Annotated in this window: 21 protein-coding genes; 13 read left to right on the top strand and 8 right to left on the bottom strand. The window is 73.5% G+C overall.

Annotated elements, in window-relative coordinates:
- Positions 1-72: 72 nt before the first annotated feature.
- Entirely contained in the window at positions 73-1,308 is a 1,236-nt protein-coding gene (locus tag E2C05_RS03605; RefSeq protein WP_133218236.1) for a cytochrome P450, read from the top strand.
- A 24-nt stretch (positions 1,309-1,332) separates the two neighbouring features.
- On the opposite strand, the gene E2C05_RS35090 is transcribed toward E2C05_RS03605, so the two are convergent.
- Positions 1,333-1,959, bottom strand: a complete 627-nt coding sequence (locus E2C05_RS35090; protein ID WP_133218235.1) for a hypothetical protein — start codon at positions 1,957-1,959, stop codon at positions 1,333-1,335.
- A 453-nt stretch (positions 1,960-2,412) separates the two neighbouring features.
- On the opposite strand from E2C05_RS35090, the gene E2C05_RS03595 reads away from it, so the two are divergent.
- The 4 genes from E2C05_RS03595 (at position 2,413) to E2C05_RS03580 (ending at position 5,932) form a co-directional block, all read left to right on the top strand.
- A complete protein-coding gene (locus E2C05_RS03595; protein WP_133218234.1) occupies positions 2,413-3,297 on the top strand; it encodes an endonuclease/exonuclease/phosphatase family protein in 885 nt (294 codons plus the stop codon).
- Between the two features lie 101 nt (positions 3,298-3,398).
- Complete coding sequence (locus tag E2C05_RS03590; protein ID WP_133218233.1) at positions 3,399-4,643, top strand: MFS transporter; 1,245 nt, start codon at positions 3,399-3,401, stop codon at positions 4,641-4,643.
- Between the two features lie 58 nt (positions 4,644-4,701).
- Positions 4,702-5,583 (top strand): polyphosphate kinase 2 family protein, encoded by an 882-nt coding sequence (locus E2C05_RS03585; protein WP_133218232.1) that lies wholly within the window; start codon positions 4,702-4,704, stop codon positions 5,581-5,583.
- 64 nt (positions 5,584-5,647) lie between these two features.
- Positions 5,648-5,932: a hypothetical protein gene (locus E2C05_RS03580; protein WP_192912411.1), complete on the top strand. Its 285-nt coding sequence runs from the start codon at positions 5,648-5,650 to the stop codon at positions 5,930-5,932.
- A 714-nt stretch (positions 5,933-6,646) separates the two neighbouring features.
- Here the strand turns inward: E2C05_RS03580 and E2C05_RS03575 are convergent.
- Both E2C05_RS03575 and E2C05_RS03570 read right to left on the bottom strand, forming a co-directional pair.
- Positions 6,647-8,647: a BTAD domain-containing putative transcriptional regulator gene (locus tag E2C05_RS03575; protein ID WP_133218231.1), complete on the bottom strand. Its 2,001-nt coding sequence runs from the start codon at positions 8,645-8,647 to the stop codon at positions 6,647-6,649.
- Between the two features lie 272 nt (positions 8,648-8,919).
- Complete coding sequence (locus tag E2C05_RS03570) at positions 8,920-9,219, bottom strand: hypothetical protein (RefSeq protein ID WP_133218230.1); 300 nt, start codon at positions 9,217-9,219, stop codon at positions 8,920-8,922.
- Positions 9,220-9,528: 309 nt separating this feature from the next.
- On the opposite strand from E2C05_RS03570, the gene E2C05_RS03565 reads away from it, so the two are divergent.
- The 3 genes from E2C05_RS03565 to E2C05_RS03555 all read left to right on the top strand — a co-directional run bounded on the left by E2C05_RS03565 (position 9,529) and on the right by E2C05_RS03555 (position 12,049).
- Complete coding sequence (locus E2C05_RS03565; protein WP_133218229.1) at positions 9,529-9,708, top strand: hypothetical protein; 180 nt, start codon at positions 9,529-9,531, stop codon at positions 9,706-9,708.
- An 84-nt stretch (positions 9,709-9,792) separates the two neighbouring features.
- A complete protein-coding gene (locus E2C05_RS03560) occupies positions 9,793-10,599 on the top strand; it encodes a DUF6065 family protein (protein ID WP_133218228.1) in 807 nt (268 codons plus the stop codon).
- A 100-nt stretch (positions 10,600-10,699) separates the two neighbouring features.
- Positions 10,700-12,049 carry a cytochrome P450 gene (locus E2C05_RS03555; protein ID WP_133218227.1) on the top strand — a complete coding sequence of 450 codons (1,350 nt, stop codon included), beginning with the start codon at positions 10,700-10,702 and terminating at the stop codon, positions 12,047-12,049.
- 387 nt (positions 12,050-12,436) lie between these two features.
- Here E2C05_RS03555 and E2C05_RS03550 read toward each other — a convergent pair whose 3' ends face one another.
- Together E2C05_RS03550 and E2C05_RS03545 are read right to left on the bottom strand one after the other, a co-directional pair.
- Entirely contained in the window at positions 12,437-13,450 is a 1,014-nt protein-coding gene (locus E2C05_RS03550) for an NAD(P)H-dependent flavin oxidoreductase (RefSeq protein ID WP_133218226.1), read from the bottom strand.
- A gap of 63 nt (positions 13,451-13,513) precedes the next feature.
- Positions 13,514-14,281 carry an enoyl-CoA hydratase gene (locus E2C05_RS03545; RefSeq protein WP_133218225.1) on the bottom strand — a complete coding sequence of 256 codons (768 nt, stop codon included), beginning with the start codon at positions 14,279-14,281 and terminating at the stop codon, positions 13,514-13,516.
- A 118-nt stretch (positions 14,282-14,399) separates the two neighbouring features.
- Between E2C05_RS03545 and E2C05_RS03540 the strand changes: the two genes are divergently transcribed.
- Positions 14,400-15,365, top strand: a complete 966-nt coding sequence (locus E2C05_RS03540; protein ID WP_133218224.1) for a tripartite tricarboxylate transporter substrate binding protein — start codon at positions 14,400-14,402, stop codon at positions 15,363-15,365.
- 149 nt (positions 15,366-15,514) lie between these two features.
- Here E2C05_RS03540 and E2C05_RS03535 read toward each other — a convergent pair whose 3' ends face one another.
- Complete coding sequence (locus E2C05_RS03535; RefSeq protein WP_133218223.1) at positions 15,515-16,144, bottom strand: hypothetical protein; 630 nt, start codon at positions 16,142-16,144, stop codon at positions 15,515-15,517.
- 51 nt (positions 16,145-16,195) lie between these two features.
- The gene (locus tag E2C05_RS03530; RefSeq protein WP_133218222.1) at positions 16,196-17,080 is read right to left on the bottom strand and encodes a TauD/TfdA dioxygenase family protein; all 885 of its coding nucleotides are present in this window, start codon (positions 17,078-17,080) and stop codon (positions 16,196-16,198) included.
- Positions 17,081-17,201: 121 nt separating this feature from the next.
- Between E2C05_RS03530 and E2C05_RS03525 the strand changes: the two genes are divergently transcribed.
- The 4 genes from E2C05_RS03525 (at position 17,202) to E2C05_RS03510 (ending at position 23,197) form a co-directional block, all read left to right on the top strand.
- Complete coding sequence (locus tag E2C05_RS03525) at positions 17,202-18,164, top strand: tripartite tricarboxylate transporter substrate-binding protein (protein WP_133218221.1); 963 nt, start codon at positions 17,202-17,204, stop codon at positions 18,162-18,164.
- Between the two features lie 68 nt (positions 18,165-18,232).
- On the top strand, positions 18,233-18,862 hold the full coding sequence (locus tag E2C05_RS03520) for a TetR/AcrR family transcriptional regulator (protein WP_133218220.1): 630 nt from the start codon (positions 18,233-18,235) through the stop codon (positions 18,860-18,862).
- Positions 18,863-18,935: 73 nt separating this feature from the next.
- Positions 18,936-20,036, top strand: a complete 1,101-nt coding sequence (locus E2C05_RS03515; protein ID WP_133218219.1) for an efflux RND transporter periplasmic adaptor subunit — start codon at positions 18,936-18,938, stop codon at positions 20,034-20,036.
- Positions 20,037-20,125: 89 nt separating this feature from the next.
- Positions 20,126-23,197, top strand: coding sequence for an efflux RND transporter permease subunit (locus E2C05_RS03510; RefSeq protein ID WP_158291923.1), 3,072 nt, complete (start codon positions 20,126-20,128; stop codon positions 23,195-23,197).
- Positions 23,198-23,249: 52 nt separating this feature from the next.
- Here E2C05_RS03510 and E2C05_RS03505 read toward each other — a convergent pair.
- Positions 23,250-24,702: flavin monoamine oxidase family protein (locus E2C05_RS03505; protein WP_158291922.1), on the bottom strand; the 1,453-nt coding region annotated here is incomplete at its 5' end.

Below are 24,702 nucleotides of genomic sequence, written 5' to 3'. Positions count from 1 at the left end.
CGGGCCTGCCCTTCCGGTAGGCTGCCCCCATGCCGCGCGCAGACGCGGCCGCCCGAGGGAGCCAAACCGTCCATGAACGCCATCCCCGACAAGCGCGCCCTGCAACTGCCGCTGGACCGCTTCGACATGAGCGACCCGGCGCATTACCAGGACCAGACCTATTTCGCCTATTTCGACCGGCTGCGGCGGGAGGCTCCGGTGCACTGGTGCGCCGACAGCCGCTTCGGCCCCTACTGGTCGATCACCCGCTACAAGGACATCATGGCGGCGGAGGTGAACCACCAGGTCTTCTCCTCCGAGCTCGGCGGCATCCAGGTGCTGGACCAGCCGAAGGAGATGCAGCGGCCCAGCTTCATCCGCATGGACCCGCCGAAGCATGACGAGCAGCGCAAGGTGGTGCAGCCCATCGTCGCGCCGGGCAACCTGGCGAACATGGAGCCGCTGATCCGCCAGCGCACCCAGGCGGTGCTGGATGGGCTGCCGCGCAACGAGGAATTCGACTGGGTCGAGCGCGTCTCCATCGAGCTGACCACGCTGATGCTGGCGACGCTATTCGACTTCCCGGTGGAGGAGCGGCGCAAGCTGACCTGGTGGTCGGATGTCGCGATCGCCGACATCACCGACCCCGAGGCGCCGGTGCACTCGGAGGAGGCGCGCTTCGCCGAGCTGAAGGTGATGGCGGAGACCATGGGGCGGCTGTTCGAGGCGCGGAAGGCGCAGGCGCCGGGCTTCGACCTGCTGTCCATGCTGGCGCATGGCGCGGCGACGCGGGAGATGCCGCTGCGCGAGTTCATGGGCAACCTCGCTTTGCTGATCGTCGGCGGCAACGACACCACGCGCAATTCCATGTCCGGCGGCCTCTGGGCGCTGCACCAGAACCCGGCGGAATGGGCGAAGCTGCGGGCCGATCCGGGCCTCATTCCCAACATGGTCTCGGAAGTCATCCGCTGGGTGACGCCCGTGATCCACATGCGCCGCACCGCCAGCCGCGACTTCGAATTCGGCGGCAGGACCATCCGCGAGGGCGACAAGGTCTGCATGTGGTATGTCTCGGGCAACCGCGACCCGGAGGCGATCGAGCGGCCGGACGAGTTCATCATCGACCGGCCGCGGGCGCGGCAGCACCTGTCCTTCGGCTTCGGGGTGCATCGCTGCGTCGGCAACCGCCTGGCCGAACTGCAACTGCGGATCCTGTGGGAGGAAGTGCTGGCCCGCTTCGACCGGATCGAGGTGCTGGGCGAGCCGAAGCGCATCTACTCCAACTTCATCCACGGCATCCGCAGCCTGCCGGTGCGCATTCCCGGCTGACGGCGCCGCCGTGGCGCGCCGCCGTCAGCCGCGGCGGCGGGACGGCGCGGCGGGAGGCGGCGGGGCCGGCGGCTGCAATTCCGCCAGCACCGCCTGGCCGAAGGCCGCCACCGCCTTGGCGGAAAAATCCTCCGCCGCCGCCGGCAGGGTCATCCGTAGCTTGACGAAGCGCCCGGCCACCACGCCCAGGCAGACCGTGCTGTCGGCCAGGGTGCCGCCCTCGAAGGCCAGGACCAGGGGCTGACAGCGAAGCCCCTCCCGCCCGCCGGCGCCGCGCAGGTCGACCGGCGTGCCGCGCTCCGCCACCCGGTAGCGGCGCAGTGGTGCGACCGCCTCCACCTCCCCCACCGCGCCGCGCAATTCCGCCTCCACCTCGGGCGATGCGGCGCCGTCGCGCAGATCGGTTCGGCCACGGTCGTAGAGATACACGGTGGCGATGCCCGGCCCGCCGGGGGCCGGCCGGTACTCCACCGCGGCGCCCAGCCCGGCCCCGCCGGGGCGCTGGGTGAAGTCGGTCACCGCGCCGCGCCGCCACCCGGCCAGGTCGGCTGGCAATCCGCCCGCCACCGCATCGGCGGTGGCCGGCCCCTTCACCCCCTGCCCCGCCGCCGGCCCTGCCAGCAGCAGCAGACCCAAGGCCCAGACCCGCATCGCGCCTCTCCCGTCCCGTCCGGAGCCTAATGTCCTGCCCGCGAAGCTCGCAGCCGTCGGCTGCCAACGCAGCGGATCACCAAGCCACTGCAAACACAGGCGAGTGGTCCGAACCGCAGGGCGCCGCCGGTGGCGGCGCACTTCGGATTCGGTACACCAAGGCGGTTTCCGTTCGCCGTGGCGCACGGCAACCGCCTGGTCATGTGACCCTACGAGCATCTTCACCGCACCAGGTGATCTTACCCGATCGGGATCTGCTGCAGCGCCGATCCTCGCCGGGGGGCCAGTGTGGGCGACGGCGTCAAACCCGCGAAGGACCGCCCGTCGAAGCCCCGCAGCCTGTCCGGTCCCGCAGCGCTCCGACCGTCCCGCTTCGGCGGGGCGGCCGCGCGGCGGGCAGGCGGCGCGCATCCCCCCTTGGCCAGCAACCGCCGCTGCCGGCACTCTCGGCCGATGCGCGCCCTGCTTCTCCCCGCCCTGCTCGCCCTCGCCCTGCCTGTCTTCGCCCTGCCCGCCCGGGCGGCGGAGCTCAAGCTCGCCAGCTGGAACATCGCCTGGCTGACGCTCCGCCAGGCGGGCGACCCGGACCTGCCGCGCAACCTCACGCCCCGGCGTCCGGGCGACCTCCAGCTTCTCGGCGGCTATGCGCGCCGCCTCGATGCCGACATCGTCGCCCTGCAGGAGGTGGACGGGCCGGAGGCCGCGGCGCGCATCTTCGACCCCGCCGCCTACGCCTTCTTCTTCCCGGAGGAGCGGGACATCCAGCGCACCGGCTTCGCCGTGCGCCGGACCCTGCGCGTCACCCAGAACCCGGACCTCGCCGCGCTCGACCTGCGGCCGCAGGCGCGCTTCTCGCTCCGCCGCGGCACCGACATCACGGTGGAGGCCGGCGGGCAGCGGCTGCGCCTGCTGTCGGTGCATCTCGATGCCGGCTGCCGGGATGACCGCTTCTCCCAGCCCAATCCGGATTGCGAGTCGCTGGCGCGGCAGGCCGCCATCCTCGCCGGCTGGGCGGCCGCCCGAGGTCGGGAGGGCGTGGCCTTCGCCATCCTCGGCGACTTCAACCGCGCCATCGGCGGGCCGGAGGACGATTTCCTCCAGGCGCTCGCCCCGGCCGGGCCGCTGGCGCGGGTGACGGAAGGGCTGTCCGACCCCTGCTGGGCCGGGGCCCGCGGCCCGCGCCGCTTCATCGACCACATCCTGCTGGGCGGCGAGGCGCGCCGCTGGCTGCTGCCCGACAGCATCCGCGTCATGGTCTATGCCGAGCGGGACCGGGAATGGCGGGAACGCCTGTCGGACCACTGCCCGATCAGCATCCGCCTGCGGCCGCCCGCCTGAGAGGCCGCGGCAGGATGCCCGCCGCCCGCACCCGACGCCACCGGCGGGTGGCTGCCGCCGGCCGGTCCCGGCCCGGCCGGTCCCGGCAGCGGGCCTGAGGCATGGCGCCGTCGCGCATCTTCCTCCGCGTCAGCCTGCCCTTCGCCGCGGTCGGCTTCATCAACCAGGCCTCGCGCATCGTGGTGGCGACGGTGGGGCCGGCGATGGCGCTGGAATTCGGCCTCTCGGCCAGCGGGCTGGGGGCGCTGGCGGCGGTGTTCTTCGCCGCCTATGCGCTGGCGCAGCTGCCGATCGGGCTCGCCATCGACCTGCACGGCGCGCGGCGCGTGCAGATGCTGCTGGCGCTGGTCGCCGCCGGCGGCTTCCTGCTCTGCGCCCTGGCGGCGGACCCGCTCTGGCTGGCGATCGGCCGCTGCGTCACCGGCCTCGGCGTCGCCGGCGCGCTGATCGGGCTGATGCAGGCCAACCGGCAGTGGTTCCCCGCCTGGCGGCTGGCGGCGATGACCGGCGCCGGCGTCTTCCTCGGCGCCGCCGGCGGGCTGGCCGCGACCTGGCCGGCCCAGGCGGCGCTGCCGCTGCTCGGCTGGCGCGGCGTCTTCCTGGTGCTGGCCGGGCTGGCGGTGCTGGCATCCGCCTGGATCGCCCTGTCCGTGCCGAGGCAGGCGCCCGGCCCCGCGCCGCCGCCGCGCCGGCCGCTGCGGGCGGAGATCGCCGAGTTCGGCCGCATCTTCGGCCACCCGGTCTTCCTGCGGACCATGCCGGCGATCGCGCTGCTCTCCGGCCTGGTCTTCACCTACCAGGGGCTCTGGGCGGGTCCCTGGCTGCGGGATGTCGGCGGCCTCGGGGACGCGGCGCGGGCCGGCGTGCTGCTCTGCTATGCGCTCGGCATCATGGCGGGGCAGCTCCTGGGCGGGCAGCTCGCCTCCGCCCTGCAGCGGCGCGGGGTGGACCCGATGCGCGTGCCCTATGCGGGCATCGCCGCCATGGCGGCACTGCAGGCGGTGCTGATCGCCGGGCCGCAGGGCATCACCACCCTCTCGCTGGTGTGGTTCGGCTTCGCCTGCGTCGGGTCGGTCGGCCCGATCTCCTATGCCGTCCTGGCGCAACGCTTCCCGGCGGAGCTGACCGGGCGCGTCGCCACGGCACTCAATTTCAGCATGCTGGTGCTGGTCTTCCTGCTGCAGACGGGGATCGGGCTCATCCTCGACCTCTGGCCCCGCACCGCTGCCGGCGGCTGGGACCCGGCGGGCTATGGCTGGGCGCTGGCCTTGACGCTGCTGCTGCAGGGCCTGACCGTGGCCTGGCTGGTGGCGGGACCGGCGCCGCGGATGCGGCCGACCGGCTGACCGGCGGCCGCCCCGGCCGCTCCCGCGCCCGGCGCCGGACCGGCAGGGAGGGGCGGCCATGGACCTGAAGCGGGTGCGGAAGCTCGTCGAGCGCTATCGGGTGGAGCACGGCAAGGGCTTCCGCCTGAAGGACCGCGACCCCGGCGACACCGGTGGCCTGAGCATCGACAAGAAGGAAGCGGAGGCGATGCTGCAGGACGGCATCGCCCTGCTGAAGGACCAGCAGGACATGCTCTATGCCCAGGACCGCTGGGCCCTGCTCTGCCTGTTCCAGGCCATGGATGCCGCCGGCAAGGACGGCGCCATCAAGCATGTCTTCTCGGGCGTGAACCCGCAGGGGGTGCGGGTCACCAGCTTCAAGGCGCCGGGCCCGCTGGAGCGCGACCACGACTTCCTGTGGCGGCACATGCTGGCGCTGCCGCCGCGCGGCGAGATCGGCATCCACAATCGCAGCTGGTACGAGGAGGTGCTGGTCGCCCGGGTGCATCCGGAGATCCTGGCGGCGCAGACCCTGCCCCCGGCGCTGCGCGGCAAGCGGATCTGGGACGAGCGGCTGGAGGATATCGCCGCGGTCGAGCGCTACCTGTCGCGGCAGGGGATCGTCGTCCTGAAATTCTTCCTGCACCTGAGCCCCGAGGAGCAGCGCCGGCGCTTCCTGGCGCGCATCGAGGAAGCCGAGAAGAACTGGAAATTCAGCGCCGACGACGTGGCGGAGCGGCGCCACTGGGATGCCTATCAGGATGCCTACGAGAAGGCGATCCGCGCGACGGCGGCGCCGCATGCGCCCTGGTTCGTCGTGCCGGCGGACAACAAGTGGTTCACCCGGCTGGTGGTGGCGGCCTGCATCGCCACGACGTTGAACGGCCTCGACCTGCATTACCCCAGGGTGAGCGAGGCCGAGCGGGAACGCCTGCTGGCGGCACGCCGGGAATTGGAATGACCATCCGCCTCCGCCCTGGCTCCCGCCGCTTGACGCCAGCCCCGGCGCTTGCGATTCAGGCAGGGTGAGGGATCTCGTCAGCGTCGGCCGTGCCGACGACGACATGCTCTGGGCGGTATACGCGACCGTGGGCCGCACCAGCCGCGTCGCGGAGGTCTTCCGCAGCCGCGCCGCCGCCCTGGCCGACCGGGACTGGCGGGCGCAGCAGGTACGCGCCTACGAGGATTTCCTCCGCCGATCCGCCCAGCCCGTGCCGCATTACAGCGTGGCGCCGATCAAGCGGCACGAACTGCCCCGCAAATGGACCCCGCTGCCGGCGCTGGGTTTCCTGCGCGGCCAGTTCATCTGAACCTGCGGCCCCGCGCCGGCCGGGCCGGTGCCGGCGCGGCGCCTTGGGCCCGAACCTGGGCCTGGGGATGGCATCGCCGTCCCGATCCGTGGCGGCATGCCGGCCCGGGCCCGGGCAAGCGGCGTCCCGACCCGCGACACGCGCAAGGAATATGTTCACAGCGATTTGCCTCGCCTGCGCCCCTCGCCGGCGGGACGCGGCGCCCTGGGCGGCGGAAGGCGGCCAGTCAGCCCACGACCCGATGCCCCGCCGGGCCACGCCGCGTGAATTCACCGCGCGAAAGACCGTGAAACCGACCACCTGACCGGCCGCGCCAACGGCCCGCGCGGCTCCCCACCAGGTCACGGGCTGCGCGGCGTGATGCCACCGCGCCGACTTCCTGGCGACCGGAGGGCGGCATCGCGCACCGGTCCTGCGCGGCGCCCGGGCCGCGAGCCAGACGACCCTGCGGATCGACGGCGGCGGCCCGCCCGAGCGGCACCTTCGGACCCAGGCGCCGGGCAGGGCCGGGCGGCCGGGCATCCGACCTGCCGGACGCTGCACCGCCGTCGGCCTTCGGCCGCGGCGCGGATGCCCGCCGCGCGGCCTTCGCGTCGCACCGCGAGGCGCGCAAGAGCCGATCCCGATCAGGTGGAATTACCTGATCGGGTGACGATGCTCGCAGAAGCAAAAGACGAGAGCGGTCGCCGTGAGCCATGGCGACCGGAAACCGCGCTAGCGCAGGCCGCCGAGCTTCAGCCCATTCGCGTAGTGCTGCCGGTCGGCAAGGCGGCGCAGCGGCGTGCGCGCCAGGGCCTGCGCCACGGTGAAGTCCGGCTCGATCTCCAGCAGCCTGGTCAGTGCCGCCGTCGCTTCCGCGGCCCGGCCCAGATGCCCGAGCGCGGCGAGCCGCACCTTGTAGGGGAAGCTGAAGCCCGGCTGCAGCGCGATTGCCGCGCTGCAGACCTCCGCCGCCGCCGCATGCCGGCCGAGCAGCAGCAGCGGGATCGCCCGCGCCGCATCGAAGAAGAAGGCATGCGGGTGGCAGGGCGCCAATTCGCGGTAGCGGTCGTGCCGACGCAGCGCCGCGGCATGCTCGCCCAGATAGCTCTCCGCCATGCCGAGGAAGACCCACGCCATCGCCAGGTTCGGGTTCAGCGCCAGGGCGCGGCGATGCAGCGCCGCCGCATCCTCCACCCGATGGTGCAGGAAGGCATGCACATGGCCGAGGATGGTCAGCGCCTGCGCGTCGAGCGGGTCCAGCGCGATGGCGCGGCTGGCCAGCCGCTCGGCCTCCGACATGCCGGAGGCCGCTTCGCCGAGGTGCCAGCCCTGGCCCAGCCCCAGCAGGTGCCAATAGGCGGCCCAGGCATGCGCCGGCGCATAGTCCGGCTCCAGCGCCATCGCCTCCCGCAGCCAGTGCCCGGCGGCGGCGAAGCCGGCCGGCTCCAGGCGGTGCATCGCCGGGATGGAGCGGAGCAGCAGATCGTAGGCGGAGGCGCCGACATGGCCGCGGGCGGTGGCGCGCGTCGCCTCGATCAGCAGGATCTCCGGGTCGATGCGGGCGACCACCGCCGCCGCGATCTCGTCCTGCAGCGCCAGCATGTCGTCCGCCTCGCGGTCGAAGCGCTGCGTCCAGACGACGCCGGCGGGCTCCCGCAGATCGGTCAGCCGCAGGGTGACGCGGATGCGCGTGCCGGCGCGCTGCACCGCGCCCGACAGCACGAGGTCGAGGCCGAGCTGCCGCGCCGCCGCTTCCGGATCGCCGCCGCTGGCCGCGCTGGCGAGGGAGGCGCAGTCCACGACGAAGATCCAGCGCAGCGCCGCCAGCGCGGCGGTGATCTCCTCCGCCAGCCCGGCCGAGAGATGCGGCGCCGCTTCCTGGCCCAGCAGGGCGAGCGGCAGCACGCCGATGCGCGCGCCACGGCCGGACGCCCGGCGCGGCTCGGGCACCGGCGCCTCGGCCATCGCGCCGCCGGCGCGGATGGCGCGGGCCAGGGCCTCGGTCTCGGCGGAGGGACAGGCGCGATGGCGGCTGGCCAGCGCGGTGCGGCAGGATTCATAGGCGGCGAGGGCCGCGCCACGATCGCCGCGCGCCAGTTCCGCGCGGATCAGGCTGCGCCAGGCGCCTTCGGAGCCGGTATCGATCGCCAGCAGCCGGCGCGCCGCGGTGGCGACGGCATCGGGCTCGGTCGCCGCGGCCAGCAGCGCGCTCGCCTCGCTGGCCGCATGGCTGCGCAGCCGGAGCCGTTCCGTGGCCAGCCAGGCGTCGAAGGCCGGATCCAGGCCCTCGAGGTCGGCCAGCAACTCGGCCCGCAGCAATTCCAGCGCGCCGGGCCGCGCCGCGCCGGCGCGGGCGACTTCCACCGCATCCACCCAGACCTGGTCGGCCGGCAAGGCGAGCGTGTCGCGCGTGGCGGCGATGGCCGGCCCGCCGGCCTCGGCAAGGGCCGCCTGCAGCTCATGCAGGGCCTGGCGCAGGGATGTGCGGCGCTGGTCGTCGCCGCGGCCGGACCACAGCAGGGCGCCGAGCCTGGCGCGCTGCACCGGCACCCCCGCGGCCAGCCCCAGGACGGCGAGCAGCCCGCGCGCCTTCCGCGACCGCGGCAGCGCCGGCACGCTGGCCAGGCTCCAGGCTTCCATCTGGCCGATGAGCACGAGGCGAAGGGATGGCGCGCGGTCGGCCATGCCCGCGGACGGCATGGCAGGCTCGGCGATGGTCAGGCTCTCGGCCATGCCGCCGAGGATAGAGGCCCCTGGCCGCCGTTAGCAGCCTGCCTCGATGCGCAAAAGAAAAAAACTCCTTCGCGGCGGCATGGATCATGCCGCCCACAAGCTGCACTGCAATGCTGGCTACCCGCCCTGCGCGATTCAGTGCGGCATGGTGCCCCCGATGGTTGATGGACGTGGCTGGGACTTCGCGCCGGATGGATGCGCCGGCCCGGTCCTGCGGCGGCACGCCGCGGTCGGGCGCGCCGCATGCGGCACCGTGCCGGGCACCGGCCCGTTCACTCCTCCTCGGCGTGGCGGGCGCGGGCCTCGGGCTCGGACAACCAGAACGGCGCGGCATCCGGATCCAGCGCGATCACCGCGGCGCGCAGCTCGCGCTCCGCCCTGGCGATGTCGAAGGCGAGGAAGTCGCGGTCGATCGCATCGGCCAGGGTCCGCGCCTCCGGGATCCGTCCCGAGGCCATGGCGGCGGCGCGTTCGCGATAGGCGACATAGCGGCGGGCGGCGTCCAGCACGCGCTGGATCCGCGCCGGGTCCGGCTCGCTCTCGGCCTCCACCGCGAGGATGTCGATCTGCATGGCTCATTCCCCGTCCCGTCTGTCCCGAGGAATGCCGCAACGGGCGCCGGGCGGCATCCGGCGAGACGGGGCGAAGCGTGAACCTAGCGTGAAAAATGCGGGCAGCGGCGGGGCGGCCGAAGGGCGACTCGACGAGTGGTTAATTCTTTAAGAATAAAATCGTCAATACAGCGATATTTTTTCCTTGTTCCGTGTTCTTGTTCTGTGCCAGTTTCCCTCTGCCGCGGGACCGGTGCCCCGCGGAGCCGGACCGGGACCCGTCCCGACCCAGCCTCCCCCGCACCAGAGCTCGCATCACGGAGATCCCCCATGCGCAAGATCACGCTCGCCGCCGTCGCCGATCAGGGCCTGGTCCGTCTCGGCGCCGGCATCCGCAAGCCCGGGCTGCGCCCGACGGCGCCGGCCACCCGCCCGGCCCCGGTCGCCGTCCCGGCGGCGGTGGCCGACAGCGGCAAGGTGCGCCTCGGCGCCGGCATCCGCCGCGGCTGAAGCCGGCGGGCGGCTGGCGGCATCCGCCCCGGCCGCCCCTGCTTCGGGTTGGGCCCGCTTCGGGTTGGGAAGGAATACAAGCCCATGAGCGCGACACCCGCTCTCGTCACCTTCTACCGGATGATCCCCGATGCCTCCCTGCCGGAACGGGCGGACCGCTCCGGGCTCGGCAGCCTGCCCACCCGCGCCTATCGCTACTGCGACGCGGTCACGACCGCCGCCGGCTTCGGCTGGCATGTCGCCCCGCCGGTCGATTTCGACCTGCTCTGGGACGGGCGGCAGATCTGGTGGCACACCGCCGGCCTGCCGGACTGGCTGCCGCTGGGCGCCGCGCAGTTTCCGCATTTCGCGGAACATTTCAAGAACTCGGCACCGCCCGGCATGGGCGACTATGCCCCGCCCTTCCTCACCGCCCTCCAGGAACCGGGCGTGGTCCAGGTCTGGACCGGCCTTGCCGCCCGCACCGCCCCGGGCTGGAGCCTGCTGCTGCGCGACCTGGTGAACCTGCCCGCCGCCCCCGGCTTCGAAGCCTATGAGGGCATGGTCGAGACGGATCGCTGGTTCGGGCCGCTCTTCACCAACCTCCGGCTGACCCGCACCGACAGCGCCATCTCCTTCCGCGCCGGGGAGCCCTTCCTGCAGGTCCAGCCGATCCCGCAGGCCGCCTATGCCGAGGCGCTGCTGAACAATGCCGGGATGGTCGGTGGCCTCGAGGAATTCTCGGCCGAGGACTGGGCCGGCTACCACGCGGCGATCGTCGCGCCGAGCCAGGATCCGGCGGCGCAGCCCGGCCGCTACGCGGTGGAAGGCCGCAAGCGCCGGAAGGCCGGCGGCTGCCCCTTCGCCGCCGCCATGGCGCTGGGCCGTGCCATGCTGCCGGCCGGCGCCTGATCCTTCGCCGCCGATCCTTTGCGACGCCGCGGCATGCCGTTTCGCACAGCCGCATCGTTGCAGGCCTGCTAGGCTGCCGTCGCATGGATCGGGGGGTCCGATGACTCTGTTCTCGACGCTGGCGGAAGCAGGACGCATCCGCATCGCGCATTACGGCATGGCGCTGGGCGCCGCCGCCGCGCTTGCCGGGCCGTTCCTGCGTGGCGCGGTGGGCGGGGCCGCCGGCAAGGCCGCGCTCGGCGCCACGCTCGGCGCGCCCGTCGGGCAGCGCAGGCTCTTTGCCCTGCAACGCGCCTTCACGCCGAACCTCGTCACCGCGGGCCAGGGCATCCGCGCCTATGACAACAGCGGCACCGCGGTCGTCACCCGGCATGCCGATGTGGTGGAGGTGCTGGAGCGCGAGGCCGACTTCGCGGTGGTCTACGAACCGCGGATGCGCAAGCTGACGGCCGGGGAGAATTTCTTTCTCGGCATGCAGGACGGCGCCGACTACACGCGGGACGTGACCAACATGCGCGCGGCGGTGCGGCGGGACGACCTGCCGTCGCTGGTCGTGCCCCTGGCGGCGCAGCGGGCGCGGGACATCATGGCGGCGGCGCCGGGCCGCATCGACGTCCCGGTGGAACTCGGCCGGCGCATCCCGCTGCACCTGCTGGACCGCTATTTCGGCACGCCGGGCCCGTCCGAGGCGGAGATGGCCGAATGGACCAGCATCCTGTTCTGGTATCTCTTCGCCGATCTGGAGGCCAACCCGTCCGTCGAGGCGCGGGCGATGCAGGCCGCGGCCAGCCTGCGCGACTATCTCGACGCCGCCATCGCCCTGCGCAAGGCGCAGCCGGAGCATGGCGGGGACATCCTGGGCCGCTGCCTGGCGCTGCAGGCGGCGGGGCAGCCGGGCATGCGCGACCTCGACATCCGCAACAACCTGATTGGCCTGCTGATCGGCTTCGTCCCGACCCTGGCCAAGGCCGCCACCCAGGCGCTGAACCAGTTGCTGGAACGGCCGGCGGCGCTCGCCGGCGCCCGCCGCGCGGCGCAGGCGGATGACGACACGCTGCTGGCGGCGCATGTGTTCGAGGCGCTGCGCTTCGACCCGGTTAATCCCATCATCTATCGGCGCGCGGCGCGCGATGCAGTGATCGCCCGCGGCACCCTCCGCGCGAAGCGGATCCCCGCCGGGACCATGGTGCTGGCCGCCAACCTGTCCGCGATGTTCGACCCGCTGGCCTGGGACGCGCCGGAGGAATTCCGCACCGACCGCCCCTGGGACCAGTACATCCTCTGGGGCCATGGCATGCACACCTGCTTCGGCCAGCACATCAACCGCGCGGTGCTGCCGCAGATCCTGAAGCCGCTGCTGGCGAAGGACGGGCTGCGGGCCACCGGGCCGCTCGACAAGGGCGGCACGCCCTTCCCGGTCCGCTTCGTGGTGGAGTGGCCGGCCGCCTGACGCGGCGCGGCGCCCTTCCCGCTTTCCTGCGCCGATCGGTACACCCCGCGCACGCAAGCCGCCGGCGCGGGGTGTGCCGCGCCGCGGCGGATGGCGCTCGTGCCCGCCACGGCTTGCGCCCGATCGGATCACGGCGCGGCCCGGCGACCAATGGGCCGGACGGGTCTGCGGCCGCACGGGACCGCGCATGCCGCACCGGGCGGCACGCGCCTGGGCGCCGGTCCGGCCGGCAGCGCCGGACCGGATCGCGGCGCACTATTCAACGCGCTGGGTGGCCCCTGATCGCGCCGCGTCACTCCCCGCGCGCGATCAGGTGGTCGCCGGTGCCTGCCTGCGCCGTTGGGCGCCCAGAAGCCGCCCGGGGCAGCCCGACCGGCAGGCTCGCGGCTACTCCGCGGCGGCCGCGTCCAGCACCGCTTCCCAGGCCGGGTTGACCAGCGGGCTGCGCGTGCCGAGCCGGGTCCGCGCGACGGCGTATTCGCGGCGGAACCGCTCCACCAGCGCCGCCGCCGGCGTCACCGCCTTCACCGTGCCGATGCCCTGGCCGCTGCCCCAGATATCCTTCCAGCGGCGCTTGCTGCGGTCGGTGCCGAAGCTCATCTGGGTCGGGTCGCTGGTCGGCAGGTTGTCCGGGTCCAGCCCCGCCTTGCGCAGCGACGGCTTCAGGTAGTTGCCATGCACGCCGGTGATGAGGTTCGTGTAGACGATGTCCTCGGCGCCGCTCTCGACGATCATCTGCCGCTGCTCGGGGACGCTGCGGGCTTCCTCGGTGGCGATGAAGGCGCTGCCGATATAGGCGAAGTCGGCGCCCAGCGCCTCCGCCGCCAGGATGGACGCGCCATGCGCGATGGCGCCGGACAGGGCGATCGGCCCGTCGAACCAGGCCCGCGTCTCCTGCAGGAAGCCGAAGGGCGACAGCGCGCCGGCATGCCCGCCGGCGCCGGCCGCGACCAGCACCAGGCCGTCCGCGCCCTTGTCCACCGCGCTGTGGGCGAAGCGTTGGTTGATCACGTCGTGCAGCACGTAGCCGCCATAGGAGTGCACGGCCTGGTTCACCTCGGGCCGCGCGCCGAGCGAGGTGATGATCAGCGGCACCTTGTGCTTCACCACGATCTCCAGGTCGCGCTCCAGCCGGTCATTCGACTTGTGCACGATCAGGTTGATGGCGAAGGGCGCCGCCGGCCGGTCCGGGTGGCGGGCGTCATGCGCCGCCAGCCTTTCCTTGATCTCGGCCACCCAGTCGTCGAACTGCTCCGCCGGGCGGGCATTCAGCGAGGGCATGGAGCCGATGACGCCGCTGGTGCATTGCGCCACCACGAGGTCGGGCACCGAGATGATGAAGAGCGGCGAGCCGATGACGGGCAGCGACAGCCGGCCCTTCACCATGTCCAGCAGCGACATGCGACATTTCCTTCCATGCGCCGGCCCGCTGGCCGGCGCGCCCGTGACGTGTTGCGCCGCGCCTCAGCGGGCGGCGGGTTTCGGCTTCAGCACATGGGCCATGATGGCCTGGGTCTCCGGCGCGCGCAGCCGCTCGGCCAGGATCGCGCGCTCCTCCTCCATGCGGGCCAGCAGCGCCTGCTCGGCCGCGGGCCGCAGCAGTCTCTTGGTCAGCCGCAGCGCCTCCTGCGGCTTCTGCGCCAGGGCCCGCGCCGTGGCGGTGGCGTTGGGCAGCAGCTCGGCGCGGTCCATGATGCGGTTCACGAAGCCCATGCGCTCGGCGGTCGCGGCATCGAAGAAGTCGCCCAGCAGCAGCAGTTCGGCGGCGCGGTGCTTGCCCACCAGCCAGGGGACGAGCATGGAGGCGCCGAGCTCCGGCACCAGGCCGAGATCGACGAAGGGCAGGCGGAAGCGCGCCTCGGGCGCCGCATAGACGATGTCGGCGTGCAGCAGCATGGTGCAGCCGATGCCAATCGCCAGGCCGGGGACGGCGGCCACCACCGGCTTCTCGAGCCGCGCCAAGCCGAAATAGAAGCGATGGCTCGGGCCGGGCTCGGCCGGGTTGTCCTCCGGCCGGGGCTTGCGGAAATCGGCGATGTCGTTGCCGGCGCAGAAGACCCCCGCCGTGCCGGCCAGCAGCAGGCAGCGGATGGCGGGGTCCTCGGCGGTGCGCTCGATCGCGTCGGCCAGGCCGGCATACATGTCGCGCGTCAGGGCGTTCTTCTTCTCGGGCCGGTGCATGGCGACGGTGCAGACGCCGTCCGCCACGGTGACGCGGATGTGCTCGGACATCGCTGGTTCCTCCTGTCGCCCGGCATAGCGCCGTGCCGCGCCGCCGCCGTCAAGCGCGGCCCTTCCCGGCGCTGGCGGGGAATGGCAGCCTGCCCGCAACAAGCGCGGGAGGACCGGGATGCAGGGACGATGGAGGGGGCGGCGCCCCCTGCTGACGGGCGGCCTGGCGGCGCTGGCGGCGCCGGCCCTGGCGCAGGTGACCGGGCGGCCGATCACCCTCGTGGTGCCCTTCCCGCCCGGCGGGTCCACCGACCTGATGGGCCGTCTGCTGGCGGACCGCATGCAGGGGGCGCTCGGGCAGCCGGTGGTGGTGGAGAATCGCGGCGGCTCCGCCACCGTGGTCGGGGCGGATTACGTGGCGCGGGCGGCGCCGGACGGCTTCACGGTGCTGGTGAACAGCGGCACCACCCTCACGCTCAACCCGCTGCTGATGCGCAGCCTGCCCTACCGGCTGGAGGATTTCGCGCCGGTCTCGCTGCTCTCCACCCTGCCCTTCGCCTTCCTGCTGCAGAACCGCCTGCCGGCGACCATCCCGGAATTCGTGGCCCTGGCGAAGGCAAGGCCGGGGCGGCTGAACTACGGCACCAACGGGCCGTCCAGCTTCAACAACATCGCCGCCGTGCTGGTCGCCGAACAGCTCGGCATCCGCATGCAGGACGTCACCTATCGCGGCGATGCGCAGCAGCTCAACGACTTCCTCGCCGGCACGCTGGACCTGCTGGTGGTGGGCGGGGCCAGCGCCATCGCGCCGCACCGCAACGGCCAGGGCCGCATCATCGGCTGGACCGGGGACCGACGCCTGCCGGCGACGCCGGACATCCCGACCTTCGCCGAGGTCGCGCCCGGCGCGGTGGCGCAGACCTATTTCGGCCTGGCGGTGCCGGCGCGCACGCCGCGCACGGCGGTGGAGCGGCTGTCCCAGGCGGCCGCGGCGGCGCTGCAGGAACCGGCGCTGCGCGACCGGCTCCTGGCGGAAGGGCAGTTCGCCCTCGGGACCGGGCCGGAGGAGTACGGCGCCTTCCTGCGGGCGGAGGCGGCGCGCTGGGCGCCGGTGCTGCAGCGGATGAACCTGCAGATCGACTGAGGGGTTGCGCCGGCATACCAACCGCCGCGCGGCGGGACCGAGAGGTCCCGCATGGTCAACGGCCAGTCTTTCACGGGTTTGATGGCGTTCTACCCGCTGGGCCCTGGCGACCATGACGCAGCCGCCCAGCGGACGGCCACGCGCTGTCGTCATTCGCGGTCCCGGAAGGCTGCCTCCAGGTTGCGGTTTCCCAGGTGCCTCGCCAGGGCGAGCATGTCGGTGCCGTAGCCATAGGTCCCGATGAAGCCGTGCATCCAGGTCGCTGCGGCGATGCGGTTCAGCCAGTATTGCAGCGCCTCGACATCCCCCGGCCGGAACAACCGGCGGTCCAGCGCCTGCCGGACCAGGGCGAGCCAGGACAGCAGGCTGTCGAAGGCAGTCCGGTACACCTGCAGCAGGGGCTCGGCGATGACCGCATCGCTTCGCAGGTCGGGGTCCATGCACCGGTCGCGCAGCGCCGTGTCGTGCAGGATCGCGGCGGGCGGATCGGCCCCGTCGCGCGACAGGATGGGCCGCAGCGTCTCCGGCACGACGAGCCGCCCGGCCTCCCAGTCCAGCGCGCGGCAGGCGAAGACCAGTTCGGCGTTCGAGGTCAGGTCCGCGAGGTAGCCGTTGGCGAGCTCGGCCCGCTTCCAGCGATTGGCCCGCAGGAAGCTGACCAGCGCGATGCCACCGCCGATGGCGGTGACCAGCAGACCGCCCGACGACACCAGCAGCTTCTCGAGCTCGTAACGCTCCTCCGTCGCCGCCTTCGCCGCGGCGGACGCCTCATCCGACATGCCGCACTCCGCATCCTCCGGGCCGGGCCGGTCGCCGGGCCCGGCCTCGCCTCACGCCATCGGCGGCGCCTCGCCCTTCACCTGGGTCCGGTGCATGATCCGCCGCGCCGCGGCATCGAAGGGGTCCCGGCGGTGCATGGTGCTGCGGTTGTCCCACAGCACAAGGTCGCTCACCCGCCACTGGTGCCGCCAGCAGATCGCCGGCCGCGTCGCGTGCTGCCACAGCACGTCGAGCAGCGCCTCGCTCTCGGCCAGGTCCAGCCCGTCCACATAGGCCATGCGCCGGCGCCCGAGATAGAGCATGCACCGCCCCGTCTCCGGGTGCCGGCAGACCAGCGGATGCAGGTGGCCGGGCGCCGCGCGCGGGTCGTCGGTCGGCGTCACGCCGGCGCGCAGGAAGCCGCCGCTGTTGTAGGTGCCGTCATGCTTCACCTTCAGCCCCTGCACCCGCGCCTTCAGGTCGGGCGGCAGGCCCTCATAGGCCGCGGCCATGCAGGCGAAATGCGTGTCGCCGCCGCTCGGCGGGATCTCCAGCGCATAGAGCATGGAGGCCTTGGGCGGCCGCGGCAGGTAGGACATGTCGGTGTGCCAGACCGCCTCCCCGGCGCCGAGGCTGCCGATCGGCTGGCCATCCGGCCCGAGCACGTTCGAGACCACGTAGAGCTCCGGCCGGCCCTCGACGAAGCGGCGGCCATTCTCCTGGATGGGGGCGTGGTCGAGCGCGCCGAAGCGGCGGCTGAAGGCGATGAGGTCGTCCGGCGAGAGGCTCTGGCCGCGGACCAGCAGGACGCTGTGCCGGTGCCAGGCGTCGAGCAAGGCGGCGAAGGCGGCAGCGTCCAGCCTGCGGAGGTCGACGCCCCGCAGCTCCGCCCCCAACGCGGCGCCGGTCGGGACGAGTTCGGGGTCCGTGCGGTCGAGCATTGCGGCGCTTGCCATGGCGTTTTCCTGTTCGTTGCCGTGGCGCGGGACGGTACCACCGGGGCGGCGGGCGGGAAAAGCCGCGGCTTGACCCGGGGATGCAACGGCCCACCCTGGAGGAGGGGGGAGGAGGTGGCGGATGCGCTGGAGCAGACGGGCGATGCTGGCGGGTGCCGCGGCGCTGGCCGCACCGGTCGCGGCGCGGCAGGCGGCGGCGCAGGACGGGCCGGTCACGCTGCTGGTTCCCTTCACACCGGGGACCGGGCAGGACCTTCTGGCCCGGCTGATCGCGCCGGCGCTCCAGGCGGCGCTCGGCCAGCCGGTGGTGGTGGAGAACCGTGCCGGTGCGTCCGGCAATATCGGCACGGCGGCGGTGGCGCGGGCGGCACCGGATGGCCGCACCCTGCTGCTGCAGGCGAACACCCTGGTGATGACCCCGCCCCTGTTCCGCCAGGTGCCCTACGACCCCGTCGGCAGCTTCGCGCCGGTCATCCGCCTGGCCCGCAGCGACCTCGTGCTGGCGGTCCATCCCGACATCGCCGCCGATGGCGCGGCGGGCTTCGCCGCCCTCGCCCGGCGGCGGGCGCTGGACTATGCCAGCCCGGGGGTCGGGACGCCGCAGCATCTCGGCATGGCGCTCTTCGCGCTCGAGGCCGGGATCGACCTGAACCATGTGCCCTATCGCGGCAGCGCGCCCGCCATCCAGGACCTGCTGGGCCGGCGCGTGGCGGCGATGATGCTGCCGGTCCACACCGCCCTGCCGCTGGCCGAAGCCGGGCAGGTCCGGCTGCTGGCCGTGGGCGGCGCGGCGCGGGCCGCCGCAGCGCCGGCGGTGCCGAGCATGGCCGAGGCCGGGTTCCCGCGGGTGGCGGTGGATCTCTGGTACGGGCTGCTCGGCCCGGCCGGGCTGCCGCCGGCGCTGGTCCTGCGGCTGAACGCCCTGCTGGGCGCCTGGCTGGCCCAGCCCGGCACGCAGGACCAGTTGCGGGCCCAGGGCCTGCAGCCCGTGGGGGGCCCGGCGGCGGATTTCGCCGCGGTGATCGCCGCCGACTTGGCGCGCTGGGCGGGGGTGATCCGCGCCGCCGGCATCTCGGCCGAGTAGGATTGCGGTTCCCTTGCCTCCGCCGCGACCCTAGATGATGTCTGACGATTGAAGGATTCCGTCACGCCATGTCAGGCCAGGCCGCCGCCGAGACGCAGACCGCCCGCGCCGAGGTCACCCGCGCCCGCATCGAGGAAGCGGCCGAACGGCTGTTCCGCAGCTTGGGCTACCAGAAGACGGCGGTGGCCGACATCGCCCGCGACCTGGGCATGTCCCCGGCCAATATCTACCGCTTCTTCCCGTCCAAGAGCGCAATCAACGAGGCCATTGCCCAGCGCACCCTGGGCGCCATGCTGGCCGAGATCGAGTCGCTGGCCGGCGGCCCGGGCACGGCGGAAGCCCGGCTTCGCCGCATCTTCAGCCGCATGTTCGAATTGAAGATCGAGGTGTTCTTCCACGAGCGCCGGATGCACGACATGGTCGGCGCCGCCATGGACGAGCATTGGGACGTCATCGATCGCCATATCCTCGGCGTGCGGGCGGCGCTGGAACGCGTGGTCCGGGACGGCATCGCGGCCGGGGAGTTCGCCGCGGGCGATGCCAGCAAGAAAGCGGAAATCCTATTGCATACGATGGTGCCTTGGAACCACCCGGCGCTGATCGCCAGCTGCATCGCCCGGAAGGGGCAGACCGTCGAGGAACTCCGCGCCCAGGTCGCGGACATGACCGAGTTCGTGCTGCGCGCCCTCCGGCCGTGAAGGGTGCGCTCTGACGATTATTGACTTTCGTCAGATCGCACTCATACTGATCTCCGGCCACCCGGAGACCGCCATGCGTGCCCTCCCCGTTTTCGTCCGTCTCGCCCCCGCCCTCGCAGCCACCCTCGCCCTGGCCGGCTGCAAGGCCGAGAGCGCGGCCCCGCCGCAGGCCGAAGCGCCGAAGCCCGTCCAGGTCGCCGAGGTCCGGCTGGCCCCGACCACCGAGGCGCGCGCCTTCACCGGCGTAGTGAAGGCGCGGCGGGAAGCCGACATCGCCTTCCGGACCGGCGGCCGCATCACCGCCCGGCTGGTCGAGGTCGGGCAGAAGGTCACCGCCGGCGAGCCCCTGGCCCGGCTGGACGACAGCGACCTAGCGCTCGCGGTCCGCGCCGCCGAGGCCGACCTCTCCGCCGCCGAGGCGCAATCCCGCCAGGCCGGCGCCGATGCGGCGCGGTCCCGCACCCTGCTGGCCGCCGGCCATGTCTCCGTCGCCTATGACGACCAGCGCGTGGCCGCCGCCCGCAGCGCCGCCGAGAAGGTCGCCAGCGCCCGCGCCAGCCTGGACCTGGCCCGCCGCCGCCTGGGCTATGCCCAGCTGGCCGCGCCCGGCGACGGCGTCGTGACCGCCCTGCTGGCCGAGGCCGGGCAGGTGGTGGCGGAAGGCGCGCCGGTGCTGCGCATCGCCAATCCGGAGGAGCGGGAGCTGGTCGTGCAGGTGCCGGAAGCCGCCGTCGCGCAACTGGCGGAGGCGCGGGTGCTGGCCGGCTTCTGGGCCCGCCCGGGCGAGACCCTGCCGGCGCGGCTGCGCGAGCTGGCGCCGCAGGCCGATGGCGCGCTGCGCACCTACACCGCCCGCTTCTCCCTGCCCGGCGCGCCCGACTGGGTCGCCATGGGCATGACCGGCACCATCCGCGCCGAGGCGACCGCCGCCATCCTCGCCACCCTCCCCCTCTCCGCCCTGCATGACCGCGGCCAGGGGCCGATGGTCTGGAAGCTGCAGCGCGACCGCGTGACGGCCGTGCCGGTGGAGGTGGTCTCCCTGGGCGAGGTCACGGCGACGCTGCGCGGCGCCCTGGCCGAAGGCGACCAGGTCGTCGCCCTCGGCCCGCAGCTGCTCGACCCCGCCAGCCGCGTCCGCATCGCCGGCACCCGCGCCGCCGCCACGCTGCGCTGACCGGTCGCGCGGTCCCGATGACCGCCGCGCCGGCCCGGCCGGGCGAGGCGTGGCGATCCGGATCGGCGCCGCCAGCAAGGAGACACGCGATGTCGTTCAACCTGTCCGACTGGGGCGTCCGCAACGGTGCCCTCACGCTCTTCCTGATCCTGCTGCTGGGTGCCGCGGGCGCCGCCGCCTATCTCCGGCTCGGCCGCGCGGAGGATCCGGGCTTCACCATCAAGGTCATGACGGTCTCCGCCGCCTGGCCGGGCGCGACCGCCGAGGAGATGCAGACCCAGGTCGCCGACCGCATCGAGAGCAGGCTGCAGGACCTGCCCTGGCTCGACTACGTCCAGACCTTCAGCCGCCCGGGCTCCGTCGCCATGACGGTCACGCTGCGCGACACCACGCCGCCGAAGGCGGTGCCGGAACAGTGGTACCAGGTGCGCAAGAAGGTCGGCGACATCCGCCAGCTGCTGCCGGCCGGCGTGCAGGGCCCCTTCTTCGACGACGAATACTCCGATGTCTATGCCATCGTCCTGGCGCTGACCGGCGCCGACAATGCCGAGCTGGTCCGCCAGGCCGAGCGCATCCGCCTGCGCCTGCTGGGCCTGCCCGCCGCCGGCAAGGTGGCGATCTTCGGGGAGGAGGCGCAGCGCGTCTTCGTCGATGTCTCGCACAGCCGGCTGGCGACGCTGGGCGTGCAGCCCGCCGCCATCCTTGATGCGCTGGCGCGGCAGAACGCCGTGACCCCGGCCGGCGTCGCGGAGACCGGATCGTCCCGCGTCTATCTCCGCACGGAGACCGGCTTCGATGGCCTGGCCGCCATCCGCGCCGTGCCCATCGAGAGCAACGGCCGCACGCTGCGCCTGGGCGACATCGCGCAGATCAGCCGCGGCCTGGCCGACCCGCCCAGCAGCCAGATCCGGCACGAGGGCAGGCCCGCCGTGCTGGTGGCGGTCGCCAAGCGTGCCGGCACGGATGTCCTCGCGCTCGGCCACGACGTGGATGTGGCCGTCGCGCAATTGGGCCGCGAGCTGCCCGTCGGGCTGCGCCTGGAAAAGATCGCCGACCAGCCCGCGGTGGTGGAGGAAAGCGTCGGCGAATTCCTGGTGAAATTCGCCGCCGCGCTCGGCGTGGTGATGCTGGTCTCCTTCCTCTCGCTGGGGTTCCGCGCCGGCATCATCGTCGCGCTGTCGGTCCCGCTGACCCTCGCCATCGTCTTCCTGGTGATGCTCTCGCTCGGGATGGAGCTGGAACGGATCACCCTCGGCGCGCTGATCCTCTCGCTCGGCCTGCTGGTGGACGACGCCATCATCGCGATCGAGGCCATGGCGGTGAAGCTCGACCAGGGCTGGGACCGGGTGCGGGCCGCGACCTTCGCCTGGTCCTCCACCGCCTTCCCCATGCTGTTCGGCACGCTGGTGACGGTGGCGGGATTCCTGCCCGTGGGCTTCGCCGCCTCCACCGCCGGCGAATATGCCGGCGGCATCTTCTGGGTGGTGGGCGTGGCGCTCATCGCCTCCTGGCTCGTCGCCGTGCTGTTCACGCCCTATCTCGGCGTCAGGCTGCTGCCGGCGCCGAAGCCCGGCGCGGCGCAGCACGACAGCTATGACAGCCGCGCCTACCGCGCCCTGCGCCGCGTCGTCGGCTGGGCGGTGGACCACCGCGCCGTCGTCCTGCTCGGCGCGCTGGCCGTGCTGGTCGCCGGCTTCGCCGGCATGGCGGCCACCCGCAAGCAGTTCTTCCCGACCTCCGCCCGCCTCGAATTGCTGGTGGACATCACCCTGCGCCAGGGCGCCGGCCTGCCGGCGACCCGCGCCGCCGCCGAGCGAGTCGAGGCCGCGCTGGCCGGCGACCCCGATGCCGGCACCTTCACCACCTATCTCGGCGCCGGCGCCCCGCGCTTCTTCCTGGCGCTCAACCCCGACCTGCCGAACGAATCCTTCGCCAAGCTGGTCATCCAGACCACCGACCTGGCGGCGCGGGAGAGGCTGCTGGCCAAGCTGCGCCGCCTGGCCGCGGACGGGTCGGTGCCGGAAGCGCGCATCCGCGTCTCCCGCCTGGAATTTGGCCCGCCGGTCGGCTTCCCCGTCCAGTTCCGCATCCATGGCCAGGACCCCGACGCGCTGCGCCGCGTCGCCGAGGACGTGACGGCCGCGCTCCGCGCCACGCCCGGCACGCGCGACGTGCAGCTGGCCTGGGGGGAACGGGCGCCGGGCATCCGCATCGCCCTCGACCAGGACCGCCTGGCGCAGCTCGGGCTTTCGCCCGCTTCCGTCGCGCAGTCGCTGCAGGGCCTGCTTTCCGGCAGCACCGCGACCCAGCTGCGCGAGGGCAACCGCATGGTGGACGTGGTGCTGCGCACCCCGGCCGCCGAGCGCCTCTCCCTCGCCAGCCTTGGCGACCTGTCCATCAGCACGCCGGCCGGCGCGGTGCCGCTGACCCAGCTGGCGCGGCTGGAGCCGGTGATGGAGGAACCCATCCTCTGGCGCCGCAACCGGGAGCTGTTCCTGACCGTCCGCGCCGATGTGCTGGACGGGCTGCAGGGCCCCGATGTCACGATGGCCGCGCTGCCGCGCATCGACGCCATCCGCGCCACCCTGCCGCCCGAGATCCGCATCGTCACCGGCGGCGCCACCGAGGAAAGCGCCAAGGCGAACAAGGCGCTCTATGGCCTGTTCCCGCTGATGGTGGGCGTCATGCTGCTGCTGCTGATGTGGCAGCTGCGCCATTTCGGCCGCGTCGGCCTGGTGCTGGCCACCGCGCCGCTGGGCATCCCCGGCGCCGCCGCGGCGCTCCTCCTCACCGACAGCCCCTTCGGCTTCGTCGCCCTGCTCGGCGTCATCGCCCTGGCCGGGATGATCATGCGCAACACCGTCATCCTGGTGGACCAGGTGCGGCAGGATCTGGACCAGGGCGAGACGCTGCGCCGCGCCATCATCGAGAGCACCGTGCGCCGCGCCCGGCCGGTGGTGCTGACCGCCCTCGCCGCGGTGCTGGCCTTCGTGCCGCTGACGCTCTCGGTGTTCTGGGGGCCCATGGCGGTGGCGATGATCGGCGGGCTGACGCTGGGGACGCTGGCGACCCTGCTGGTGGTGCCGGCGCTGTACGCGCTGGCGCTGAGGCACCCGAAGAAGCACGCCGTGCCGAACGCATTGCCGATGCCGGCCGAGTGAGGCAGCAGGTGGGGGGGGGGAAGAAAGTATCCCCCCCCTTGCCCCCCCTCATCTATGCCTGCAAGTCAGCCAGCGCCGACCATGCCGATAGCACCGCGCCTTCCTGCCAGCCTGTCAGCCAGGAGAGGTGCTCGCCGGCGAAGACATAGGGGCCTTCGGGCGCGCGCAGCAGCGGATACTCCAGGCCGCGCTGCGCACGGGTCCACTCCGCCCAGGCGCCCAGGGCGCGCGGCATCCGCCCCCAGGCGACCGATACCGGCGCCGAGACCGCCTGCGCATAGCCCGGATGCAACGCCTCGCCATCCGCCGCCATGGCCGCGGCACGGGCCTCCGGCGCCGCCGCCTCGAACCGCTCCGCCGCCGGCCCGTCGAAGATATAGGCGCCGACCAGCACCCCGCCTTCGCCATGCAGGCCGTGCGAGGGATACCAGACCTGCGTCGCATCCCCCGACGTCCAGGAGATGCCGCCATAGATCGCTGCATCCTCCTCCCAGAAGCGCCGCGCCGCGTAGAAGCCCAGCTTGCAGGCATGGGCATAGCGCAGCGACGCCAGCGCTGCCTTCCGGTCGGCCGGGAAATCCGTGTCCAGCCGGGCGAGCACCGGGGCCGGCAAGGTCACCAGCACGCGCGGCGCCACCTCCTCCCGCACCGCGCCGTCCGCGCCGCGCCAGGCGACGCGCGCGCCGCCCTCCACCCGCCGCAGCGACAGCACCTCGGCGCCCGTCACCAGCGCATCGCCCAGGACCCGCGCGAAGGCCATGGCGATGCGGTCCATGCCGCCCACCGGCTGCAGCATGGTCGCCTGGTAGTCGATGCCCTCGGCGAAGCTGGCGGCCATCCAGACCTCAGGCCGCATCAGCGCCCGCGGGTCCAGCGGCAGGTTCGGCACGGGCGGCGCCAGTCCAGCGCCCGGCGGCTCCGCCCAGCCGGCCCGGCTGTTGCCGCGGTAGCGCAGGTCCGCATCCAGCCCGCCCCAGTAGCGCAGCGCGCCCTTCAGCCGGACCAGATCCTCCTCCGACACCGGCATGGCCAGCCCGCCGGCGCCCAGCCCCTTCACCGCCCATTCCGTCACCAGCCCGCGCAGGTCGGCCTGCAGCCGGCGCAGCGGCACCGCCCCGCCCGGCGCCGCCACCAGCGCGGCGCGGTTCTCGTTCACCAGCACCTCCAGCGGCACGCCCAGCGCCTTGCAGTAGCCGAGGATGCCGCGGTGATGGTGCGGGATGCGGGCCGGGCCCGGGTTGAGATACAGATGCGGCGCCACCGGCCAGGGCACCGGCTGCGCCGGCCCGCCGGCCTCCCGCACGGTGTCGCCGGCGCGCAGCGTCAGGCAGCGGCCGCCGGCCTGCGGGGCGGCTTCCAGCACCCGCACCTGCCAGCCCGCCCGCCGCATCTCCCAGGCGGCGACCAGCCCGGCGATGCCGCCGCCCAGGACCAGGACCCGGCGTCCGTCGCGCGGCAGGGCGGGCGGGGCGGCCGCGGCGGGGGTTGCCGGCAGCCCGCCCAGC

Source organism: Paracraurococcus ruber (genome assembly GCF_004353985.1).
Lineage (GTDB): Bacteria > Pseudomonadota > Alphaproteobacteria > Acetobacterales > Acetobacteraceae > Paracraurococcus > Paracraurococcus ruber.
This window is presented reverse-complemented; position numbering and strand designations above follow the sequence as displayed.

What these genes read in the sequence shown, in the direction of transcription:
- E2C05_RS03605 (WP_133218236.1), top strand. Translation starts at nt 73, where the DNA reads ATGAACGCCATCCCCGACAAGCGCGCCCTGCAACTGCCGCTGGACCGC.
- E2C05_RS35090 (WP_133218235.1), bottom strand. Translation starts at nt 1,959, where the DNA reads ATGCGGGTCTGGGCCTTGGGTCTGCTGCTGCTGGCAGGGCCGGCGGCG.
- E2C05_RS03595 (WP_133218234.1), top strand. Translation starts at nt 2,413, where the DNA reads ATGCGCGCCCTGCTTCTCCCCGCCCTGCTCGCCCTCGCCCTGCCTGTC.
- E2C05_RS03590 (WP_133218233.1), top strand. Translation starts at nt 3,399, where the DNA reads ATGGCGCCGTCGCGCATCTTCCTCCGCGTCAGCCTGCCCTTCGCCGCG.
- E2C05_RS03585 (WP_133218232.1), top strand. Translation starts at nt 4,702, where the DNA reads ATGGACCTGAAGCGGGTGCGGAAGCTCGTCGAGCGCTATCGGGTGGAG.
- E2C05_RS03575 (WP_133218231.1), bottom strand. Translation starts at nt 8,647, where the DNA reads ATGGCCGAGAGCCTGACCATCGCCGAGCCTGCCATGCCGTCCGCGGGC.
- E2C05_RS03570 (WP_133218230.1), bottom strand. Translation starts at nt 9,219, where the DNA reads ATGCAGATCGACATCCTCGCGGTGGAGGCCGAGAGCGAGCCGGACCCG.
- E2C05_RS03565 (WP_133218229.1), top strand. Translation starts at nt 9,529, where the DNA reads ATGCGCAAGATCACGCTCGCCGCCGTCGCCGATCAGGGCCTGGTCCGT.
- E2C05_RS03560 (WP_133218228.1), top strand. Translation starts at nt 9,793, where the DNA reads ATGAGCGCGACACCCGCTCTCGTCACCTTCTACCGGATGATCCCCGAT.
- E2C05_RS03555 (WP_133218227.1), top strand. Translation starts at nt 10,700, where the DNA reads ATGACTCTGTTCTCGACGCTGGCGGAAGCAGGACGCATCCGCATCGCG.
- E2C05_RS03550 (WP_133218226.1), bottom strand. Translation starts at nt 13,450, where the DNA reads ATGTCGCTGCTGGACATGGTGAAGGGCCGGCTGTCGCTGCCCGTCATC.
- E2C05_RS03545 (WP_133218225.1), bottom strand. Translation starts at nt 14,281, where the DNA reads ATGTCCGAGCACATCCGCGTCACCGTGGCGGACGGCGTCTGCACCGTC.
- E2C05_RS03540 (WP_133218224.1), top strand. Translation starts at nt 14,400, where the DNA reads ATGCAGGGACGATGGAGGGGGCGGCGCCCCCTGCTGACGGGCGGCCTG.
- E2C05_RS03535 (WP_133218223.1), bottom strand. Translation starts at nt 16,144, where the DNA reads ATGTCGGATGAGGCGTCCGCCGCGGCGAAGGCGGCGACGGAGGAGCGT.
- E2C05_RS03530 (WP_133218222.1), bottom strand. Translation starts at nt 17,080, where the DNA reads ATGGCAAGCGCCGCAATGCTCGACCGCACGGACCCCGAACTCGTCCCG.
- E2C05_RS03525 (WP_133218221.1), top strand. Translation starts at nt 17,202, where the DNA reads ATGCGCTGGAGCAGACGGGCGATGCTGGCGGGTGCCGCGGCGCTGGCC.
- E2C05_RS03520 (WP_133218220.1), top strand. Translation starts at nt 18,233, where the DNA reads ATGTCAGGCCAGGCCGCCGCCGAGACGCAGACCGCCCGCGCCGAGGTC.
- E2C05_RS03515 (WP_133218219.1), top strand. Translation starts at nt 18,936, where the DNA reads ATGCGTGCCCTCCCCGTTTTCGTCCGTCTCGCCCCCGCCCTCGCAGCC.
- E2C05_RS03510 (WP_158291923.1), top strand. Translation starts at nt 20,126, where the DNA reads ATGTCGTTCAACCTGTCCGACTGGGGCGTCCGCAACGGTGCCCTCACG.